The organism is Nissabacter archeti (genome assembly GCF_018257325.1).
GTDB classification, from domain to species: Bacteria; Pseudomonadota; Gammaproteobacteria; order Enterobacterales; family Enterobacteriaceae; genus Chimaeribacter; species Chimaeribacter arupi.
This window is the reverse complement of the sequence record NZ_JAERKB010000008.1, coordinates 194863-209656: the sequence shown is the minus strand read 5'-3', so window position 1 is coordinate 209656 and position 14794 is coordinate 194863. Positions and strand designations below refer to the sequence as shown.

14 protein-coding genes are annotated in these 14794 nt (G+C 61.4%); 9 read left to right on the top strand and 5 right to left on the bottom strand.

From position 1 onward, the window contains the following. Nucleotides 1–100: 100 nt before the first annotated feature. Both clpA and clpS read right to left on the bottom strand, forming a co-directional pair. Complete coding sequence (clpA, locus tag JK232_RS12640; RefSeq protein WP_072925857.1) at nt 101–2377, bottom strand: ATP-dependent Clp protease ATP-binding subunit ClpA; 2277 nt, start codon at nt 2375–2377, stop codon at nt 101–103. A 26-nt stretch (nt 2378–2403) separates the two neighbouring features. After that, nucleotides 2404–2724, bottom strand: a complete 321-nt coding sequence (gene clpS, locus JK232_RS12635; protein ID WP_072925860.1) for an ATP-dependent Clp protease adapter ClpS — start codon at nt 2722–2724, stop codon at nt 2404–2406. Nucleotides 2725–3080: 356 nt separating this feature from the next. On the opposite strand from clpS, the gene cspD reads away from it, so the two are divergent. Further along, a complete protein-coding gene (cspD, locus tag JK232_RS12630; RefSeq protein ID WP_072925863.1) occupies nt 3081–3302 on the top strand; it encodes a cold shock-like protein CspD in 222 nt (73 codons plus the stop codon). A gap of 170 nt (nt 3303–3472) precedes the next feature. Here cspD and JK232_RS12625 read toward each other — a convergent pair whose 3' ends face one another. Further along, the gene (locus JK232_RS12625; protein WP_212589280.1) at nt 3473–5170 is read right to left on the bottom strand and encodes an ATP-dependent nuclease; all 1698 of its coding nucleotides are present in this window, start codon (nt 5168–5170) and stop codon (nt 3473–3475) included. 324 nt (nt 5171–5494) lie between these two features. Between JK232_RS12625 and poxB the strand changes: the two genes are divergently transcribed. The 3 genes from poxB to JK232_RS12610 all read left to right on the top strand — a co-directional run bounded on the left by poxB (nt 5495) and on the right by JK232_RS12610 (nt 9685). Next, nucleotides 5495–7216, top strand: a complete 1722-nt coding sequence (poxB, locus tag JK232_RS12620) for a ubiquinone-dependent pyruvate dehydrogenase (RefSeq protein WP_212589315.1) — start codon at nt 5495–5497, stop codon at nt 7214–7216. A 149-nt stretch (nt 7217–7365) separates the two neighbouring features. Then, nucleotides 7366–8379 carry a low-specificity L-threonine aldolase gene (gene ltaE / locus JK232_RS12615; protein ID WP_101833865.1) on the top strand — a complete coding sequence of 338 codons (1014 nt, stop codon included), beginning with the start codon at nt 7366–7368 and terminating at the stop codon, nt 8377–8379. 283 nt (nt 8380–8662) lie between these two features. Next, the gene (locus JK232_RS12610; protein ID WP_072925874.1) at nt 8663–9685 is read left to right on the top strand and encodes an NAD-dependent epimerase/dehydratase family protein; all 1023 of its coding nucleotides are present in this window, start codon (nt 8663–8665) and stop codon (nt 9683–9685) included. A 15-nt stretch (nt 9686–9700) separates the two neighbouring features. On the opposite strand, the gene JK232_RS12605 is transcribed toward JK232_RS12610, so the two are convergent. Next, nucleotides 9701–10534, bottom strand: coding sequence for an N-acetylmuramoyl-L-alanine amidase (locus tag JK232_RS12605; protein WP_212589279.1), 834 nt, complete (start codon nt 10532–10534; stop codon nt 9701–9703). Between the two features lie 2 nt (nt 10535–10536). Continuing rightward, a complete protein-coding gene (locus JK232_RS12600) occupies nt 10537–10866 on the bottom strand; it encodes a heavy metal-binding domain-containing protein (RefSeq protein ID WP_072925881.1) in 330 nt (109 codons plus the stop codon). A 126-nt stretch (nt 10867–10992) separates the two neighbouring features. Between JK232_RS12600 and JK232_RS12595 the strand changes: the two genes are divergently transcribed. The 5 genes from JK232_RS12595 (at nt 10993) to artM (ending at nt 14720) form a co-directional block, all read left to right on the top strand. Next, complete coding sequence (locus tag JK232_RS12595) at nt 10993–11580, top strand: lipoprotein (protein WP_072925884.1); 588 nt, start codon at nt 10993–10995, stop codon at nt 11578–11580. A 267-nt stretch (nt 11581–11847) separates the two neighbouring features. Next, nucleotides 11848–12576 carry an arginine ABC transporter ATP-binding protein ArtP gene (artP, locus tag JK232_RS12590; protein WP_072925886.1) on the top strand — a complete coding sequence of 243 codons (729 nt, stop codon included), beginning with the start codon at nt 11848–11850 and terminating at the stop codon, nt 12574–12576. Between the two features lie 18 nt (nt 12577–12594). Then, nucleotides 12595–13326: an arginine ABC transporter substrate-binding protein gene (gene artJ, locus JK232_RS12585; RefSeq protein WP_072925889.1), complete on the top strand. Its 732-nt coding sequence runs from the start codon at nt 12595–12597 to the stop codon at nt 13324–13326. 9 nt (nt 13327–13335) lie between these two features. Continuing rightward, the gene (gene artQ, locus JK232_RS12580) at nt 13336–14052 is read left to right on the top strand and encodes an arginine ABC transporter permease ArtQ (RefSeq protein WP_072925892.1); all 717 of its coding nucleotides are present in this window, start codon (nt 13336–13338) and stop codon (nt 14050–14052) included. Beyond that, on the top strand, nt 14052–14720 hold the full coding sequence (gene artM, locus JK232_RS12575) for an arginine ABC transporter permease ArtM (RefSeq protein WP_072925898.1): 669 nt from the start codon (nt 14052–14054) through the stop codon (nt 14718–14720). Before artQ ends, artM begins: the two co-directional genes overlap by 1 nt. Nucleotides 14721–14794 lie beyond the last annotated feature (74 nt).

The window sequence follows — 14794 nt, the reverse complement described above, 5'->3', positions numbered from 1 at the left end:
AACGGCGATCGGCAGGTGAAAAAAAAGAGCGATCTGATGATCGCTCTTTTTGCATTCCGGCGGCCCGGTTTTCAGGCCACCGCAGTTATCGCAGGCTGACTCAGTGTACCGCCCCTTCCTCTTTGCGTTTTTGCGCGCTGAGGAATTCGTAAGTCAGTTTGTCTTCGTCTTTATCCAGCTCGACTTTCACCGATCCGCCGTCAACCAGGCTGCCGAACAGCAATTCGTTCGCCAGCGGTTTTTTCAGGTTTTCCTGCATCACACGCGCCATCGGGCGGGCACCCATCGCTTTGTCATAGCCTTTCACAGCCAGCCAGTCGCGGGCCTCGTCACTGACTTCCAGCGACACGCCTTTGGCATCCAGTTGCGCCTGCAGTTCGACGATAAACTTATCGACAACCTGCTGGATAACCTCGGTAGAGAGATGGTTGAACCAGATAATGTTATCCAGACGGTTACGGAATTCCGGCGTAAACACCTTCTTGATCTCTTCCATCGCGTCGGTGCTGTTGTCCTGATGGATCAGGCCAATCGACTTACGTTCGGTCTCACGCACCCCGGCGTTGGTGGTCATCACCAGGATCACGTTGCGGAAGTCCGCTTTGCGGCCGTTGTTATCGGTCAGCGTCCCGTTGTCCATCACCTGCAACAGCAGGTTGAAGACGTCCGGGTGTGCTTTTTCAATCTCATCCAGTAACACCACCGCATGCGGGTGCTTGATCACCGCGTCGGTCAACAGGCCGCCCTGGTCAAAGCCCACATAGCCCGGAGGCGCACCAATCAACCGGCTGACGGTGTGGCGCTCCATATACTCGGACATATCAAAGCGCAGCAATTCGATGTCCAGCGCTTTGGCGAGCTGCACCGTGACCTCGGTTTTCCCGACCCCGGTCGGCCCGGCGAACAGGAAAGAACCTACCGGTTTGCGGTCCTGGCCCAGCCCGGCGCGGCTCATCTTGATCGCTTCGGTCAGCGCCCCGATGGCCGGATCCTGGCCGAACACCAGCATCTTCAGGCGATCGCCCAGATTGCGCAGCACATCGCGGTCACTGGCGGAGACGGTTTTCTCCGGGATACGGGCGATACGTGCCACCACAGACTCGATATCACCGACGTTAACGGTCTTTTTGCGCTTGCTCACCGGCATTAACCGGCTGCGCGCGCCCGCTTCATCGATGACGTCAATCGCCTTGTCCGGCAGGTGGCGGTCATTGATGTATTTCACGGACAGCTCCACGGCGGCCCGCACCGCTTTCGCGGTATAGCGCACGTCGTGGTGGGCTTCATACTTGGTTTTCAGCCCGTTGATGATCTGCACCGTCTCTTCAACTGACGGCTCGGTGATATCAATTTTCTGGAAACGACGCGCCAGCGCACGGTCTTTTTCGAAAATATTGCTGAATTCCTGATAGGTGGTGGAGCCAATCACACGGATCTTACCGCTCGACAGCAGCGGTTTGATCAGGTTAGCCGCATCCACCTGGCCGCCGGAGGCCGCACCGGCCCCGATGATGGTGTGGATCTCATCGATAAACAGGATGCTGTTCTTGTCCTGCTCCAGCTGTTTCAGCAAGGCTTTGAAGCGTTTCTCGAAATCACCGCGGTATTTGGTGCCGGCCAGCAGCGAACCGATGTCCAGCGAATAGAGGGTGCAATCCGCCATCACTTCCGGCACATCACCCTGCACAATGCGCCACGCCAGCCCTTCCGCGATGGCCGTTTTACCGACACCGGACTCCCCCACCAGCAGCGGGTTGTTTTTACGGCGGCGGCACAATACCTGGATAGCACGTTCGAGTTCTTTGTCGCGGCCGATCAGTGGGTCAATGCCCCCGACGCGCGCCAGTTGGTTCAAATTGGTGGTGAAGTTTTCCATACGGTCTTCCCCTGCCGGCTGCTCTTCGTTGACCGGGTTTTCCGCATTGGGAGCCTGGCCCGGTTCGTCTTTGCGCGTGCCGTGGGAAATGAAGTTCACCACGTCAAGGCGGCTTACGTCATGCTTGCGCAGCAGATAAGCTGCCTGCGACTCCTGTTCGCTGAAGATAGCGACCAGGACGTTTGCGCCGGACACCTCGTTCCGCCCGGAGGACTGAACATGAAACACGGCACGTTGCAGCACGCGCTGGAAGCTGAGCGTAGGTTGCGTGTCGCGCTCCTCTTCGCTGGCGGGCAGGGTTGGCGTCGTCTGTTCGATGAACGCTTCCAGCTCCTGACGCAACGCCACCAGGTCGACTGTGCAAGCCTCCAGGGCCTCCCGCGCCGCAGGGTTGCTCAGTAGCGCAAGCAACAGGTGCTCCACGGTCATAAACTCATGTCGGTGCTCGCGCGCCCTGGCGAAAGCCATGTTGAGACTGAGTTCCAGTTCTTGATTGAGCATAAGCACCTCCCCAATAGATTGCCCTTTCAGGCTTTTTCCAGCGTACAAAGCAACGGATGCTCGTTCTCCCTCGCGTAGCGATTCACGTGCGCGACCTTGGTCTCAGCCACTTCGGCGGTAAACACGCCGCAAATGGCTTTTCCTTTATAGTGCACCGTGAGCATCAGTTGCGTTGCACGTTCAATATCATAAGAAAAGAACTTTTGAAGAACGTCAATCACAAATTCCATGGGCGTGTAATCGTCGTTGTTAAGTATAACTTTATACATAGATGGCGGTTTTACCGCATCCAACTGCTGATCCTGGATTAAGTGCTCAAAATTTAGCCAATCCTGATTATTACCCATTGCTTGCCCGTCATCAATTGTCTGGTCTGAATGCCCGCCCGATGGCGGGAGCTCTGCTTACAGCGTACACGCTTTAGCCCCTATTTTACCATCTCCGGACGCCCGCTGCCGCCCTGTATGGCCTTCCGGTCTGCCGGGCGGCGCGTATAAATTTTAGCCGTGGAAAGCGAATAGCGTTACCTGCTTCAAACTTTAAACAACTGGTCAGCCAGAGCAAAAGCCCTTCCCTTGACGTGCCCGGCTATTCCTCTAGAGTGTAAAATCGTGAGCTGATGGAGTTTTAATCAATCAGCCTTCACTCGCAAAAAATCTTACCTCACCTACCTACAGAATAAACACGCGAGGGATGTAGAAGCATGGAGACGGGTACAGTCAAGTGGTTCAATAATGCCAAGGGCTTTGGTTTTATCTGCCCGCAAAATGGCGGTGAAGATATCTTTGCCCATTATTCCACCATCCAGATGGAGGGTTATCGAACGCTGAAGGCGGGTCAACAGGTCAGTTTCGATGTCCACCAGGGGCCGAAAGGTAACCATGCGAGCCTCATCATACCGCAGGTCAGCGAAGCCGTTGCCTGACCACCCGCAAGGATTGAGCCCTTCACATGCCAGTCACTCCCGACTGGCATTTTTATAAATGGGGTTGCCTGCCGCACTTTCAAGGTCAATTCTTAACCTTTTTCTTACCGTTTGGCTAACAGATTTCACGCGCCCCGCACAGTTTCATTACCCCTTTGTTTGCTGAGCGGTTAATCCGCATGGCCGCGCGCCAGCCGCACCACGCGGTCAAACATCTGCCGTAACAATGGCGGCATCGCTTCCGGCCCGCGCTGGCCGGCCGCCAGCGCCACTTCAATCGCCAGGTCAGGTTTGGAACTGCGCTGGATGGCCTTATGGATAATACGCCGGGCGGGCATCGGCACCTTGTCCGGCAACCCGGCCACCCGGTGGTAGACGTCAGCGAACCCGTGGTGATAGAGGAAATGCTCCATGTCCGCGGCCGGTAATGCCGTGAGCCGGTGGTGCTCACTCTCCCCGGCGCGCCCGGCCATGTCACGGGCGGTCGCCACATACTTTTTCCCGGCCTCGTCACCGTCCACCATCGCGTACCACTCAATGCCCATCTGCCGGGCAAACTTCAGCAGCGGGCGCAGGCCGCATTGGGCGAATTCGATCACCTTGATCCCTTCTGCCTCAAAATGGCACCCGCACTGGCGCGCCAGCTGGCTCAGGATCCAGACCTCCGTTTCCCCTTCCACCAGCAGCCAGCAGCGGGCAAACAGCGCCGAGGGCCGGTTAGTGCGGATATGGAACGCAAGCTTGCGGCTGTCTGCCGGGTTGAGGCCCTCCGGCCCCAGGCGATAGGCGGCGACGCGCCCCGGCTCGCGCACCAGCCGGGTCACCTCCTCCATCGGCGTCAGTGAGATCAGTTCACCGGAATTGGTGGTGGTCAGCCGTTGCAGCGGCAACTGGTTCAGCAGTTGCCAGGCCACTGACAGCATGATCGGGTGCAGCCGGGTTTCCGGGTCTTCGATCAGCAGCAGCGGCCGTGCGCCCGGTGCCAGCCGCACCGCCCCGCGCGCCTGTAATAAAGTCGAGAAGATGCCGAGCAGGATCAGGCGCGTGCTGCGGCCTTCCGGCGCGCCGACTACCCGGTTCAGGGCATCGAGCGAGTGCCAGGCCTGTTTTGGCTCCGGTTGCCGCACGCTGCCGCGTGTCGCCACCGGGCCGGCTGCGCGGTGCTGCTCGGCAAAATAGTGCTCCAGCAATTGCCGCATCGCCGTCACGCCCTGCTCAAGCGCCTGATCGCTCAGCATATGCGGGCTGCGACCCAGTTGCCGCGTCAATACGCCGATCTGGCGGGCCGCGGCCTGCTGTTGCGTCTCTGTCTGCGGGCTGTCCGGCCCCGGCAGCAGGGCTTTGCCGCGTAACCGGCCGAGAAAGCGCGCATCGCGCAGACGCAACACCGGGTGCAAATGTGCCAGCGTCAGGGCCAGCGTGTCGATGTCCGGCAGCGACAGCGGCTCACCCTGCGGATCCAGAAAACGCCGCCAGGTCAGCACGGTGCCGTCATCTGCCAGCTCGCCTTCCAGCTGGTAATAAAGGCGGCGGCAGCCGCCGGCACCCGGCACCGCCGCGGCGGCCAGCGCCCGGTAACGCGGCTGCCGCAGCTGGCCCGGTGCCGTTTCCGCAAAGCGCAACAGCACCTGCAACCGGCGTTCGCGCGCCTCCTGTTCCCCGGCAGGAAAATGGAAATCCCCGGCGGTAAAGTGGTAGAGCTGCGGCTCCGGTGACAGCAACAGCGTCAGCGCATCCAGCAGGCTCGACTTGCCCCAGGCATTTTCACCAATCAGCAGCGTGCTGCCCGGCAGTGTGCCGCCTGATAACGGTAACGACAGCCGGTTAATGCCGCGAAACCCGGTAATCTCAATCTGCTCCAGAATCATGGGTACGCCTCCCGCGTTTTTCCTGTGCCTGAGCATGACCAAAAAAGCAGCGCAGGGTCAAGCGGATAGCGCAAGAGATGCAGCAAAGGCGGTCATTTTACCCACCCGTGAACAGTGGGCCGCGTGTTGCAGCCTTGCGTTAATCCTGGCCGTTTATCTGCCCAGGCGTGTTAATTGTTCTGGTGCTCCGCCTTTTTCCGCTTTTGCAGCAGGCACCCGCCTGCCGCACGCCCATCGTCTATGCTTAGCTGTGCAGAAAAAATGTGAAAGGGATCTCATTTGGCAGATCCACGCCATCAGCAACTTGGACATTGGGGGAAAGCGATGAAACAGACTGTGGCCGGTTTACTGGCAAAGACACTGGAAAAAGCGGGCGTGAAACGTATCTGGGGCGTCACCGGCGACTCCCTGAACGGGCTGAACGACAGCCTGAACCGCATGGACACCATCGAGTGGATGGGCACCCGCCATGAAGAGGTCGCGGCTTTCGCGGCCGGGGCAGAAGCACAGCTCACCGGCGAACTGGCGGTGTGCGCCGGGTCATGCGGGCCGGGCAACCTGCACCTGATCAACGGGTTGTACGACTGCCACCGCAGCCACGCGCCGGTGCTGGCGATTGCCGCGCATATTCCTTCCAGCGAAATCGGCAGCGGCTATTTTCAGGAAACCCACCCGACGGAGCTGTTCCGCGAATGCAGCCACTATTGTGAGCTGGTGACCAACCCGGAACAGTTGCCGCAGGTGCTGGAGATTGCGATGCGCAAGGCGATCCTCAACCGCGGCGTATCGGTCATTGTGTTGCCGGGCGACGTGGCGCTGAAACCGGCCCCGGAAGAGGCCCGTATCGCCTGGAACGCCCCGCAGGTGCCGCTGATGCTGCCGAACATCACTGAGCTGGATACGCTGGCGGAAGTGCTGAACCGCTCGAAAAACATCACCCTGATGTGCGGCAGCGGCTGTGCCGGGGCGCATGATGAAGTGGTGCAACTGGCAGAGACGCTGAAAGCGCCGATTGTGCACGCGATGCGCGGCAAAGAGCACCTGGAGTGGGACAACCCCTATGACGTCGGCATGACCGGGCTTATCGGCTTCTCGTCCGGCTATCAGGCGTTAATGAACGCCGACACCGTGGTGCTGCTCGGCACCCAGTTCCCCTACCGCGCCTTCTACCCGACCGACGCGACCATCATTCAGGTTGATATCAACCCCGGCAGCATCGGCGCGCATTGCAGTGTCGATCTGGCGCTGATGGGTGACATCCACACCACCCTCACCGCGCTGTTGCCGAAACTCACGGTGAAACAGGATCGCCGCTTCCTGGACAAGGCGCTGGCGCACTACCGCACCGCCCGTAAGGATCTGGATGCACTGGCAGTGCCCACGCCGGGCAAGCCGATTCACCCGCAATACCTGACCCAGCAGCTCAGCCGCCACGCCACCGAAGACGCCATCTTTACCTGTGACGTCGGCACACCGACGGTATGGGCAGCGCGTTACCTGGAAATGAACGGCAAACGCCGCCTGCTCGGCTCCTTCAACCACGGCTCGATGGCGAACGCGATGCCGCAGGCGATCGGCGCGCAGGCCACCGCCCCGGACAAACAGGTGATCGCCCTGTGCGGCGACGGCGGGTTCGCCATGCTGATGGGGGATTTCCTGACGCTGGCGCAGAAAAAATTGCCGGTGAAAGTGGTGGTGTTCAACAACAGCTCACTGGGCTTCGTGGCGATGGAGATGAAGGCCGGCGGCTACCTCACCGACGGCACTGAGCTGGAGAACCCGGACTTCGCCGGCATTGCGCAGGCGTGCGGCGTCAAGGGCATCCGCGTCACTGAGGCTGCCCAGCTCGACACAGCGATTGAAGCGGCGCTGGCCCACCCCGGCCCGGTGCTGCTGGATGTGGTCACCGCCACGCAGGAACTGGCGATGCCGCCGTCCATCAAATTTGAACAGGCCAAAGGCTTCAGCCTCTACATGTTGCGCGCCATCATCAACGGCCGCGGCGACGAGGTGATGGAACTGGCCAAAGAGAACCTGATCCGCTGATCCTGCCGGACAGGGCGCACTGCCCTGTCCTTTTCCCGCTGATTTTCATCTGGCCTGCCGCGCCATTCTGGTTATGATGGGGTTTCCCCACGCCCGTTGCCGACGCAGCCGGGCGCGTCCGTTTACCGCCCCGAAGAAGGAAAGTGAGTGTGATTGATCTGCGCAGCGATACCGTAACCCGCCCGACTGCCGCCATGCGGCAGGTGATGGCCCAGGCTGACGTCGGTGATGACGTTTATGGCGATGATCCCTCCGTGAACGCGCTGGAAGCGCAGGTGGCTGAACGCGCCGGTAAAGCGGCGGCGCTGTTCCTACCGACCGGCACCCAGGCCAACCTGGTGGCGCTGCTCAGCCACTGCCAGCGCGGTGAGGAGTACATTGTGGGCCAGAAGGCGCACAACTACCTGTATGAGGCGGGCGGCGCAGCGGTGCTCGGCAGCATCCAGCCACAGCCTCTCGACGCCGCTGAGGACGGCACCCTGCCGCTCGACAAGGTGATCGCCGCGATCAAGCCGGATGACATTCACTTTGCGCCGACCCGGCTGCTGAGCCTGGAAAACACCCATAACGGCAAGGTGCTGCCGCTGGCGTACCTGCAACAGGCCTGGCAACTGACGCGGGAGCGCGGGCTGGCGCTGCACATTGACGGCGCGCGCATCATGAACGCCGCCGTGGCGCTCGGTGTGGAGCTGGAGGCGATCACCCGCTACTGCGACAGCTTCACCCTCTGCCTGTCGAAAGGGCTGGGCACGCCGATGGGCTCCCTGTTGTGCGGCCCGGCGGAGTATATCGCCCGCGCCCGCCGCTGGCGCAAAATGACCGGCGGCGGGATGCGCCAGATCGGCATCATGGCGGCGGCAGGCAGTTACGCGATGGAACACCATGTGGCGCGGTTGCAGGAAGACCACGACAACGCCCGCTGGCTCGAGCAGCAACTGCGCGCGCTCGACGTGGAGATTGTGGCACCCGGCGCGCAGACCAACATCCTGTTCGTGCGCCTCAGCGACACCCGCGCCGCCGCCCTCGGCCCGTGGATGCGTGAGCGCGGCGTGCTGCTCAATGCCGGGCCGGTAACGCGGCTGATCACCCATCTGGATGTCACGCGCGACCAGCTTGGGCAGGTGGTCAACCTGTGGAAAGCCTTCCTGGCGGAACACGCCTGACCCTGAGCCGCCGCCCTGCGGCGGCTTTTCTGCCCTTTGCTATACTCACCCCCCTGACAGGCAGGGACTCCCCGTGTGGCGGGCGGCACGCGGTTTTCCCCAGGACGCGCAATTCCTCCCTATAAACCGGGCAGCGCGGCTTATTTTTCAGCCGGTTGCGCGCCTTTCATCACGGCGTTCCGCTATTGGGATTGCCTGCCGCACATTTTCCAGAAAGAATGGCACCCTCTTTGCTATGGGGACAGGCCTCCTGCGCATCACGGGTTTGGTGGGATAAGTATTTATGACGTTTTTGGTAACCGGGGCAACCAGCGGTTTGGGCAGAAATGCCGTGGATTTCCTCCTGCAACAGAGGATCCCGGTGCGGGCGGCCGGCAGCCATGCGGCGATTGGCGCACTGCTGGCAAAACGCGGTGCGCAGTTTATTCCGGCAGACATGAACAACCTGGTGTCATCCCAGGCGCGGGCAATGCTGACCGAAGTAGACACCTTATGGCACTGTTCCGGCTTTTCCGCCCCGTGGGGTGCGGAGGAGGCGTTTGAGCTGGCCAACGTGCGGGCCACCCGCCGTCTCGGCGAGTGGGCGGCGGCGTATGGCGTACGCAACTTCGTTCATATCTCGTCACCGGCGATCTATTTCGATTTCCATCACCACCGCGACATCCGGGAAGATTTTCGCCCGCAGCGCTTTGCCAATGCGTTTGCCCGCAGCAAAGCGGCCGCCGAGGAGGTGATTCAGCATCTGGCGCAGGCCAACCCCCAGACCCATTTCACCATCCTGCGGCCGCAGGGCATGTTCGGCGCGCATGACAACGTGCTGCTGCCGCGCCTGTTGCAGATGATCCGCCACGGTTCATTGCTGTTGCCGCGCGGCGGCGATGCGCTGGTGGACATGACGTATGTGGAGAACGTGGTGCAGGCGATGTGGCTGGCGACGGAGAACAGCAACACCCCGTCCGGCCGGGCGTATAACATCACCAACCAGCAACCGCGCCCGCTGCGCACCATTGTGCAGCACCTGATGGCGTGCCTGGATATGCCGTGCAAAATCCGCTCAGTGCCCTACACCCTGCTGGATGTGATGGCGCGCGGCATGGAGCGGCTGAGCGCCGGTAACCATAAAGAACCGGCGCTGACCCACTACAGCGTCGCCAAACTCAACTTTGACCTGACGCTGGACACCCGCCGCGCGCAGGAGGAGCTGGGCTACCGGCCGCGGGTGTCACTGGACGAGGGTATTTTGCGCACCGCCAACTGGCTGCGCGAACACGGCAAACTGCGCGGCCTGCCGGCCTCCGGCAAATAGTGCCGCCCGGCCGGGTCAGCGGCCGGGCGGGTATTGCGCCAGCAAGGCCCTGGCAATCGCCTCACTCTCCGCATCCGGCAGGCCACGGTAGTCTGCCGGGCGGAAATGCATCTGAAACGCAGCGATCACCTGCCGCTGCGCCGCATCATCCATGCCTTCCGTCACCGGGTAACCGTATGCCGCCAGCAAGGCCAGCAACCGCGCCTGCGCCACCGGTTCCCCCGGCGGCCGCCCCTGTAAATAGCCACTGACCCGCGCCGGGTCGGGCCACGCGCCGATGCCCGCCGCCGCCAGCGCCTGCCACGGGAAGCAGGGGCCGGGATCCTGCTTGCGCTGCGGTGCGATGTCCGCATGGCCGACCACATTCTGCGGGGCAATCTGGTAGCGCTTTACAATCTGCCCGGCCAGCTCCGTCAGGGCCGCGATTTGCGCAGGCGGGAACGGGTACCAGCGGCGGCCCAGCAGTGTGCGCCGGAAGCCGGGGTTTTCCAGTTCAATGCCCACCGAGGTGTCATTAAGGTTGGTGCGATCGCGCCAGCCGCTGGCCCCGGCGTGCCAGGCGCGCGCCTGCTCCGGCACCAGTTGCCACACCACCGGCTTACCGCCCCGCTGCGGCGGCGCGGCCGGGATCAGGTAATGGGCGCTGACGTGCTCCTCGGTGAGGGTCGCCAGTGCGGTGGGAAAATCCCCGGCGGTGTAGTGGATAACCAGAAAGCGGATGCGCTGGTCCACACCGCGCGCCGGGGCGGAGCGCTCCAGCAACAGGTTGCCGCTGGCAGCCATGCCGGGCGGCACCGGTTGCCGGCAGGCGCTGAGCAGCAGCACCGGCAACAGCAGCAGCAGGCGCATTATCACGCGCCGCGCGCCACCTTCACCGCCGTGCCGGTCACGCTGACCATCAGCATACTGCTGTCTTTGCCCACCGTTTCATAATCGATGTCGATACCGACCACCGCGTTGGCACCCAGCTCTTTGGCCTGCTGCTCCAGCTCGCGGAAGGCGATCTGGCGCGCTTTGCGCAACTCTTTTTCGTACGCGCCCGAGCGGCCGCCGACGATGTCCCGCACACCGGCAAAGAAATCGCGGAAAATATTGGCACCCAGAATCGCCTCGCCGGTCACGACGCCGCTGTATTCCGTGATGGTAAAGCCTTCCAGTGAGGGGGTGGTTGAAAATTGCATCATGCACTCCTTAAGCAAGGAAAGCGGCAGGCACCCGGCTCCGCAGCCAGAAACCATGCAGCAGTGAAAATCACATTTATACTAAGCTAAAGAGTTCATGGCAGAAACGTTCAATAAGGTAATGAAATGAAAAATAACATGATCGCCGCTGTGTTGCCGCTGGCCCTGTTACTGAGCGCCTGTACCACGCCCGTTGAACCGGCTTTCCAGCCCCAGGAGAACGGCAGCCACGCGGCCGCCTGTGTGGAGGGCGGGCCGGACGAGGTCGCCCAGAAATTCTATGATTTACGCATTCGCCAGCGCAGTAACGGCATTCCCTCCGCCACCGCGCTGGACGCCTACCGCCCTTACCTGAGCAATGCGCTCTATACCGCGCTGCGCGAGGCGGGCCAGGGCAAACGGGTGGATGTGGCCGCCACGCCGAATGAAAACACCGGCTTCAGCGATGGCGACCTCTTCTCCAGCCTGTTTGACGGCCCGACCGATGCCGCCGTCGCCACCGCGTCCACCATCCCGAACCGCGACGCCCGCAACATCCCGCTGCGCGTCAACCTGGTCAACCAGAAGCCCGGCAGTGACACCGCCACCCAATGGCAGGATGAAATCCTGATGATCCGTGAAGGGCAGTGCTGGACAGTGGATGACATCCGCTACCTGGGGCCGTGGGAATTCGCCTCCAGCGGCACACTGCGGCAGGTGCTGGAGAACCGCTGATCCAGACGCCCTGCACTGTTTGGGTCGCTAATGAATTGATTTTGCGCGGCATGTCCGGTTTCCGTTCACATTTCGCGCAAAACAAGCAAATTCGCTACCCTAAATGGCAGCAGGGCGACAAATGCCCCCAGCCGTCCGGCAATACCGCATCTTGTGCTGCGCCTCCCCGCCCTCCAGGGTGATAAATAAATTTTAACGCACAATGATTGCATAACTATTCTGTGGAAGTTAACATTTGCGGCATCAATTGCTATTCAGATTCAGCGCATGAGTATTCAACTTAACGGCATTAACTGCTTTTACGGCGCGCATCAGGCGCTGTTCGACATCACGCTCTCGTGCCCGGCCGGAGAGACGCTGGTGCTGCTCGGGCCGAGCGGTGCCGGTAAGAGTTCGCTGCTGCGGGTGCTCAACCTGCTGGAGATGCCGCGCGCCGGCCAGCTCCAGATTGCCGGCAACCAGTTTGATTTTGCCCGTGCGCCGGGCGAAAAGGCGATCCGTGAACTGCGCCAGAACGTCGGCATGGTGTTCCAGCAATACAATCTCTGGCCGCACCTGACGGTGGTACAAAACCTGATTGAAGCGCCCTGCCGGGTGCTGGGGCTGAGCAAAGCGGACGCGATGGCGCGGGCGCAGAAACTGCTCGACCGGCTGCGGCTGAATGACTACGCCGACCGCTTCCCGCTGCACCTTTCCGGCGGCCAGCAACAGCGGGTGGCGATCGCCCGTGCGCTGATGATGGAGCCGCAGGTGCTGCTGTTTGACGAACCGACCGCCGCCCTTGACCCGGCGATTACCGCACAAGTCGTGAATATCATCCGTGAGCTGGCCGGAACCGGCATCACGCAGGTGATCGTGACCCACGAGGTGGAAGTGGCACGCAAGACCGCCAGCCGCGTGGTGTACATGGAGAATGGCCGCATCGTGGAACAGGGTGATGCCGGCCGCTTTACACAGCCGCAAACCAGCGCGTTTGCCAGTTATCTTTCCCACTAGGATTGTCCGGAGTTTGCCATGAAAAACGTCTTATTCGCCGCGGTGCTCGCGGGCCTCAGCCTCTCTGCCACTGCGGCGGACAACATCCGCTTCGCCACCGAAGCCTCCTACCCGCCGTTTGAATTCATGGATGCCAACAACACCATGCAGGGCTTTGATATCGATCTGGCCAAAGCGCTCTGCCAGGAGATGCAGGCTAACTGCACCTTCACCAACCAGGCGTTTGACAGCCTGATCCCAAGCCTGAAATTCCGCCGGTTTGACGCGGTGATCTCCGGTATGGACATCACGCCGGAGCGGCTGAAGCAGGTGGCGTTCACCAAACCTTATTATGACAACTCTGCATTATTCATCGCCCAGAAAGGCAAGTTCGCGGACCTTGCAGCGCTGAAAGGCAAGCGCGTAGGTATGCAGAACGGCTCGACCCACCAGAAATTCCTGACCGAGAAACACCCGGAAATTACCCCGGTGCCGTATGACAGCTACCAGAACGCGGTGCTGGACCTGAAAAACGGCCGCCTGGACGCGGTATTCGGTGACACGGCGGTGGTGAACGAGTGGCTGAAACAGAACCCGAACCTGGGCGCAGTGGGGGATAAAGTCACCGACGCCGCCTACTTCGGCACCGGCCTCGGCATCGCCGTACGCCAGCAAAATACCGAGCTGCTGACCAAACTGGACGCCGCACTGGCGAAAGTGAAACAGGACGGCACCTACCAGACCCTCTACCAGAAATGGTTCACGCAGTAATCTGCCGCGATGACTGAATTCCAACCGTTACTCAGTGCCGCCGGGATGACCGTCGGCCTGGCACTTTGCGCACTGCTGCTCGGGCTGGCGCTGGCGATGCTGTTTGCCGTCTGGGAATCGGCACGCTGGCGTGCGGTCAGCTGGCTCGGCACCGGGCTGGTGACGCTGCTGCGCGGGCTGCCGGAAATCCTGGTGGTGCTGTTCATCTACTTCGGCTCCTCGCAGCTGCTGCTGATGCTGTCAGACGGCTTCACGCTCAACCTCTTCCTGTTCCAGGTGCCGGTGCAATTGCCGATTGAGAACTTTGAGGTCAGCCCGTTCCTGTGCGGGGTGGTGGCGCTGGCGCTGTTGTATGCCGCCTACGCCTCGCAGACGCTGCGCGGCGCGCTGAAAGCGGTGCCGCACGGCCAGCGGGAGTCGGGCCAGGCGCTCGGCATGAGCAAGTCTGCGATCTTCTTCCGGCTGGTGATGCCGCAGATGTGGCGGCATGCGCTGCCCGGCCTCGGCAACCAGTGGCTGGTGCTGCTCAAAGACACCGCGCTGGTGTCACTGATCAGCGTCAATGACCTGATGTTGCAGACCAAAAGCATCGCCACCCGCACGCAGGAGCCGTTTAACTGGTACCTGATTGCCGCGGCGATCTATTTGGTTGTGACCCTGTTCAGCCAGTTTATCCTGCGGCGCATTGAACAACGCACCACCCGTTTTGAGCAGAGGCCGCACTGATGCTTGAGTATTTACCTGAGATCCTCAAGGGGTTGCACACCAGCCTGACGCTCACGGTGGCGTCGCTGATTGCCGCGCTGGTGCTCTCCCTGCTGTTTACCCTGGTGCTGTCTTTGAAAACGGCGGTGTTAAGCCCACTGGTGCGGGTCTACATCACGCTGTTTACCGGCACGCCGCTGCTGGTGCAGATTTTCCTGATCTACTACGGGCCGGGGCAGTTCCCGTCCATCCAGCACTATCCGTGGCTCTGGAGCCTGCTCTCCCAGCCGTGGCTCTGCGCGGTGCTGGCGCTGTCGCTGAACAGTGCCGCCTACACCACCCAGCTGTTTTACGGCGCGGTGCGGGCCATCCCGGCCGGGCAGTGGCAATCCTGCGAGGCGCTGGGCATGTCGAAGATGCAATCGCTGCGCATTCTGCTGCCGTTTGCCTTCAAGCGCGCCCTCTCCTCATACTCCAACGAAGTGGTGCTGGTGTTTAAAAGCACGTCGCTGGCCTACACCATTACGCTAATGGAAGTGATGGGCCACAGCCAGCTGCTGTATGGCCGCACCTATGATGTGATGGTGTTTGGCGCAGCGGGCATCGTTTATCTCTGCGTCAACGGCCTGCTGACGCTGCTGATGCGGCTGGTGGAACGCCGGGCGCTGCGGTTCGAACAGCGCAATTAACCCCCCAGGGGCGACCGGTTCGCCCCTTTTTTTCGGCCCGCAAACCCTGTTTTCCCGCCTACAGACTCTCCCCT

What these genes read in the sequence shown, in the direction of transcription:
- clpA (WP_072925857.1), bottom strand. Translation starts at nt 2,377, where the DNA reads ATGCTCAATCAAGAACTGGAACTCAGTCTCAACATGGCTTTCGCCAGG.
- clpS (WP_072925860.1), bottom strand. Translation starts at nt 2,724, where the DNA reads ATGGGTAATAATCAGGATTGGCTAAATTTTGAGCACTTAATCCAGGAT.
- cspD (WP_072925863.1), top strand. Translation starts at nt 3,081, where the DNA reads ATGGAGACGGGTACAGTCAAGTGGTTCAATAATGCCAAGGGCTTTGGT.
- JK232_RS12625 (WP_212589280.1), bottom strand. Translation starts at nt 5,170, where the DNA reads ATGATTCTGGAGCAGATTGAGATTACCGGGTTTCGCGGCATTAACCGG.
- poxB (WP_212589315.1), top strand. Translation starts at nt 5,495, where the DNA reads ATGAAACAGACTGTGGCCGGTTTACTGGCAAAGACACTGGAAAAAGCG.
- JK232_RS12610 (WP_072925874.1), top strand. Translation starts at nt 8,663, where the DNA reads ATGACGTTTTTGGTAACCGGGGCAACCAGCGGTTTGGGCAGAAATGCC.
- JK232_RS12605 (WP_212589279.1), bottom strand. Translation starts at nt 10,534, where the DNA reads ATGCGCCTGCTGCTGCTGTTGCCGGTGCTGCTGCTCAGCGCCTGCCGG.
- JK232_RS12600 (WP_072925881.1), bottom strand. Translation starts at nt 10,866, where the DNA reads ATGCAATTTTCAACCACCCCCTCACTGGAAGGCTTTACCATCACGGAA.
- JK232_RS12595 (WP_072925884.1), top strand. Translation starts at nt 10,993, where the DNA reads ATGAAAAATAACATGATCGCCGCTGTGTTGCCGCTGGCCCTGTTACTG.
- artP (WP_072925886.1), top strand. Translation starts at nt 11,848, where the DNA reads ATGAGTATTCAACTTAACGGCATTAACTGCTTTTACGGCGCGCATCAG.
- artJ (WP_072925889.1), top strand. Translation starts at nt 12,595, where the DNA reads ATGAAAAACGTCTTATTCGCCGCGGTGCTCGCGGGCCTCAGCCTCTCT.
- artQ (WP_072925892.1), top strand. Translation starts at nt 13,336, where the DNA reads ATGACTGAATTCCAACCGTTACTCAGTGCCGCCGGGATGACCGTCGGC.
- artM (WP_072925898.1), top strand. Translation starts at nt 14,052, where the DNA reads ATGCTTGAGTATTTACCTGAGATCCTCAAGGGGTTGCACACCAGCCTG.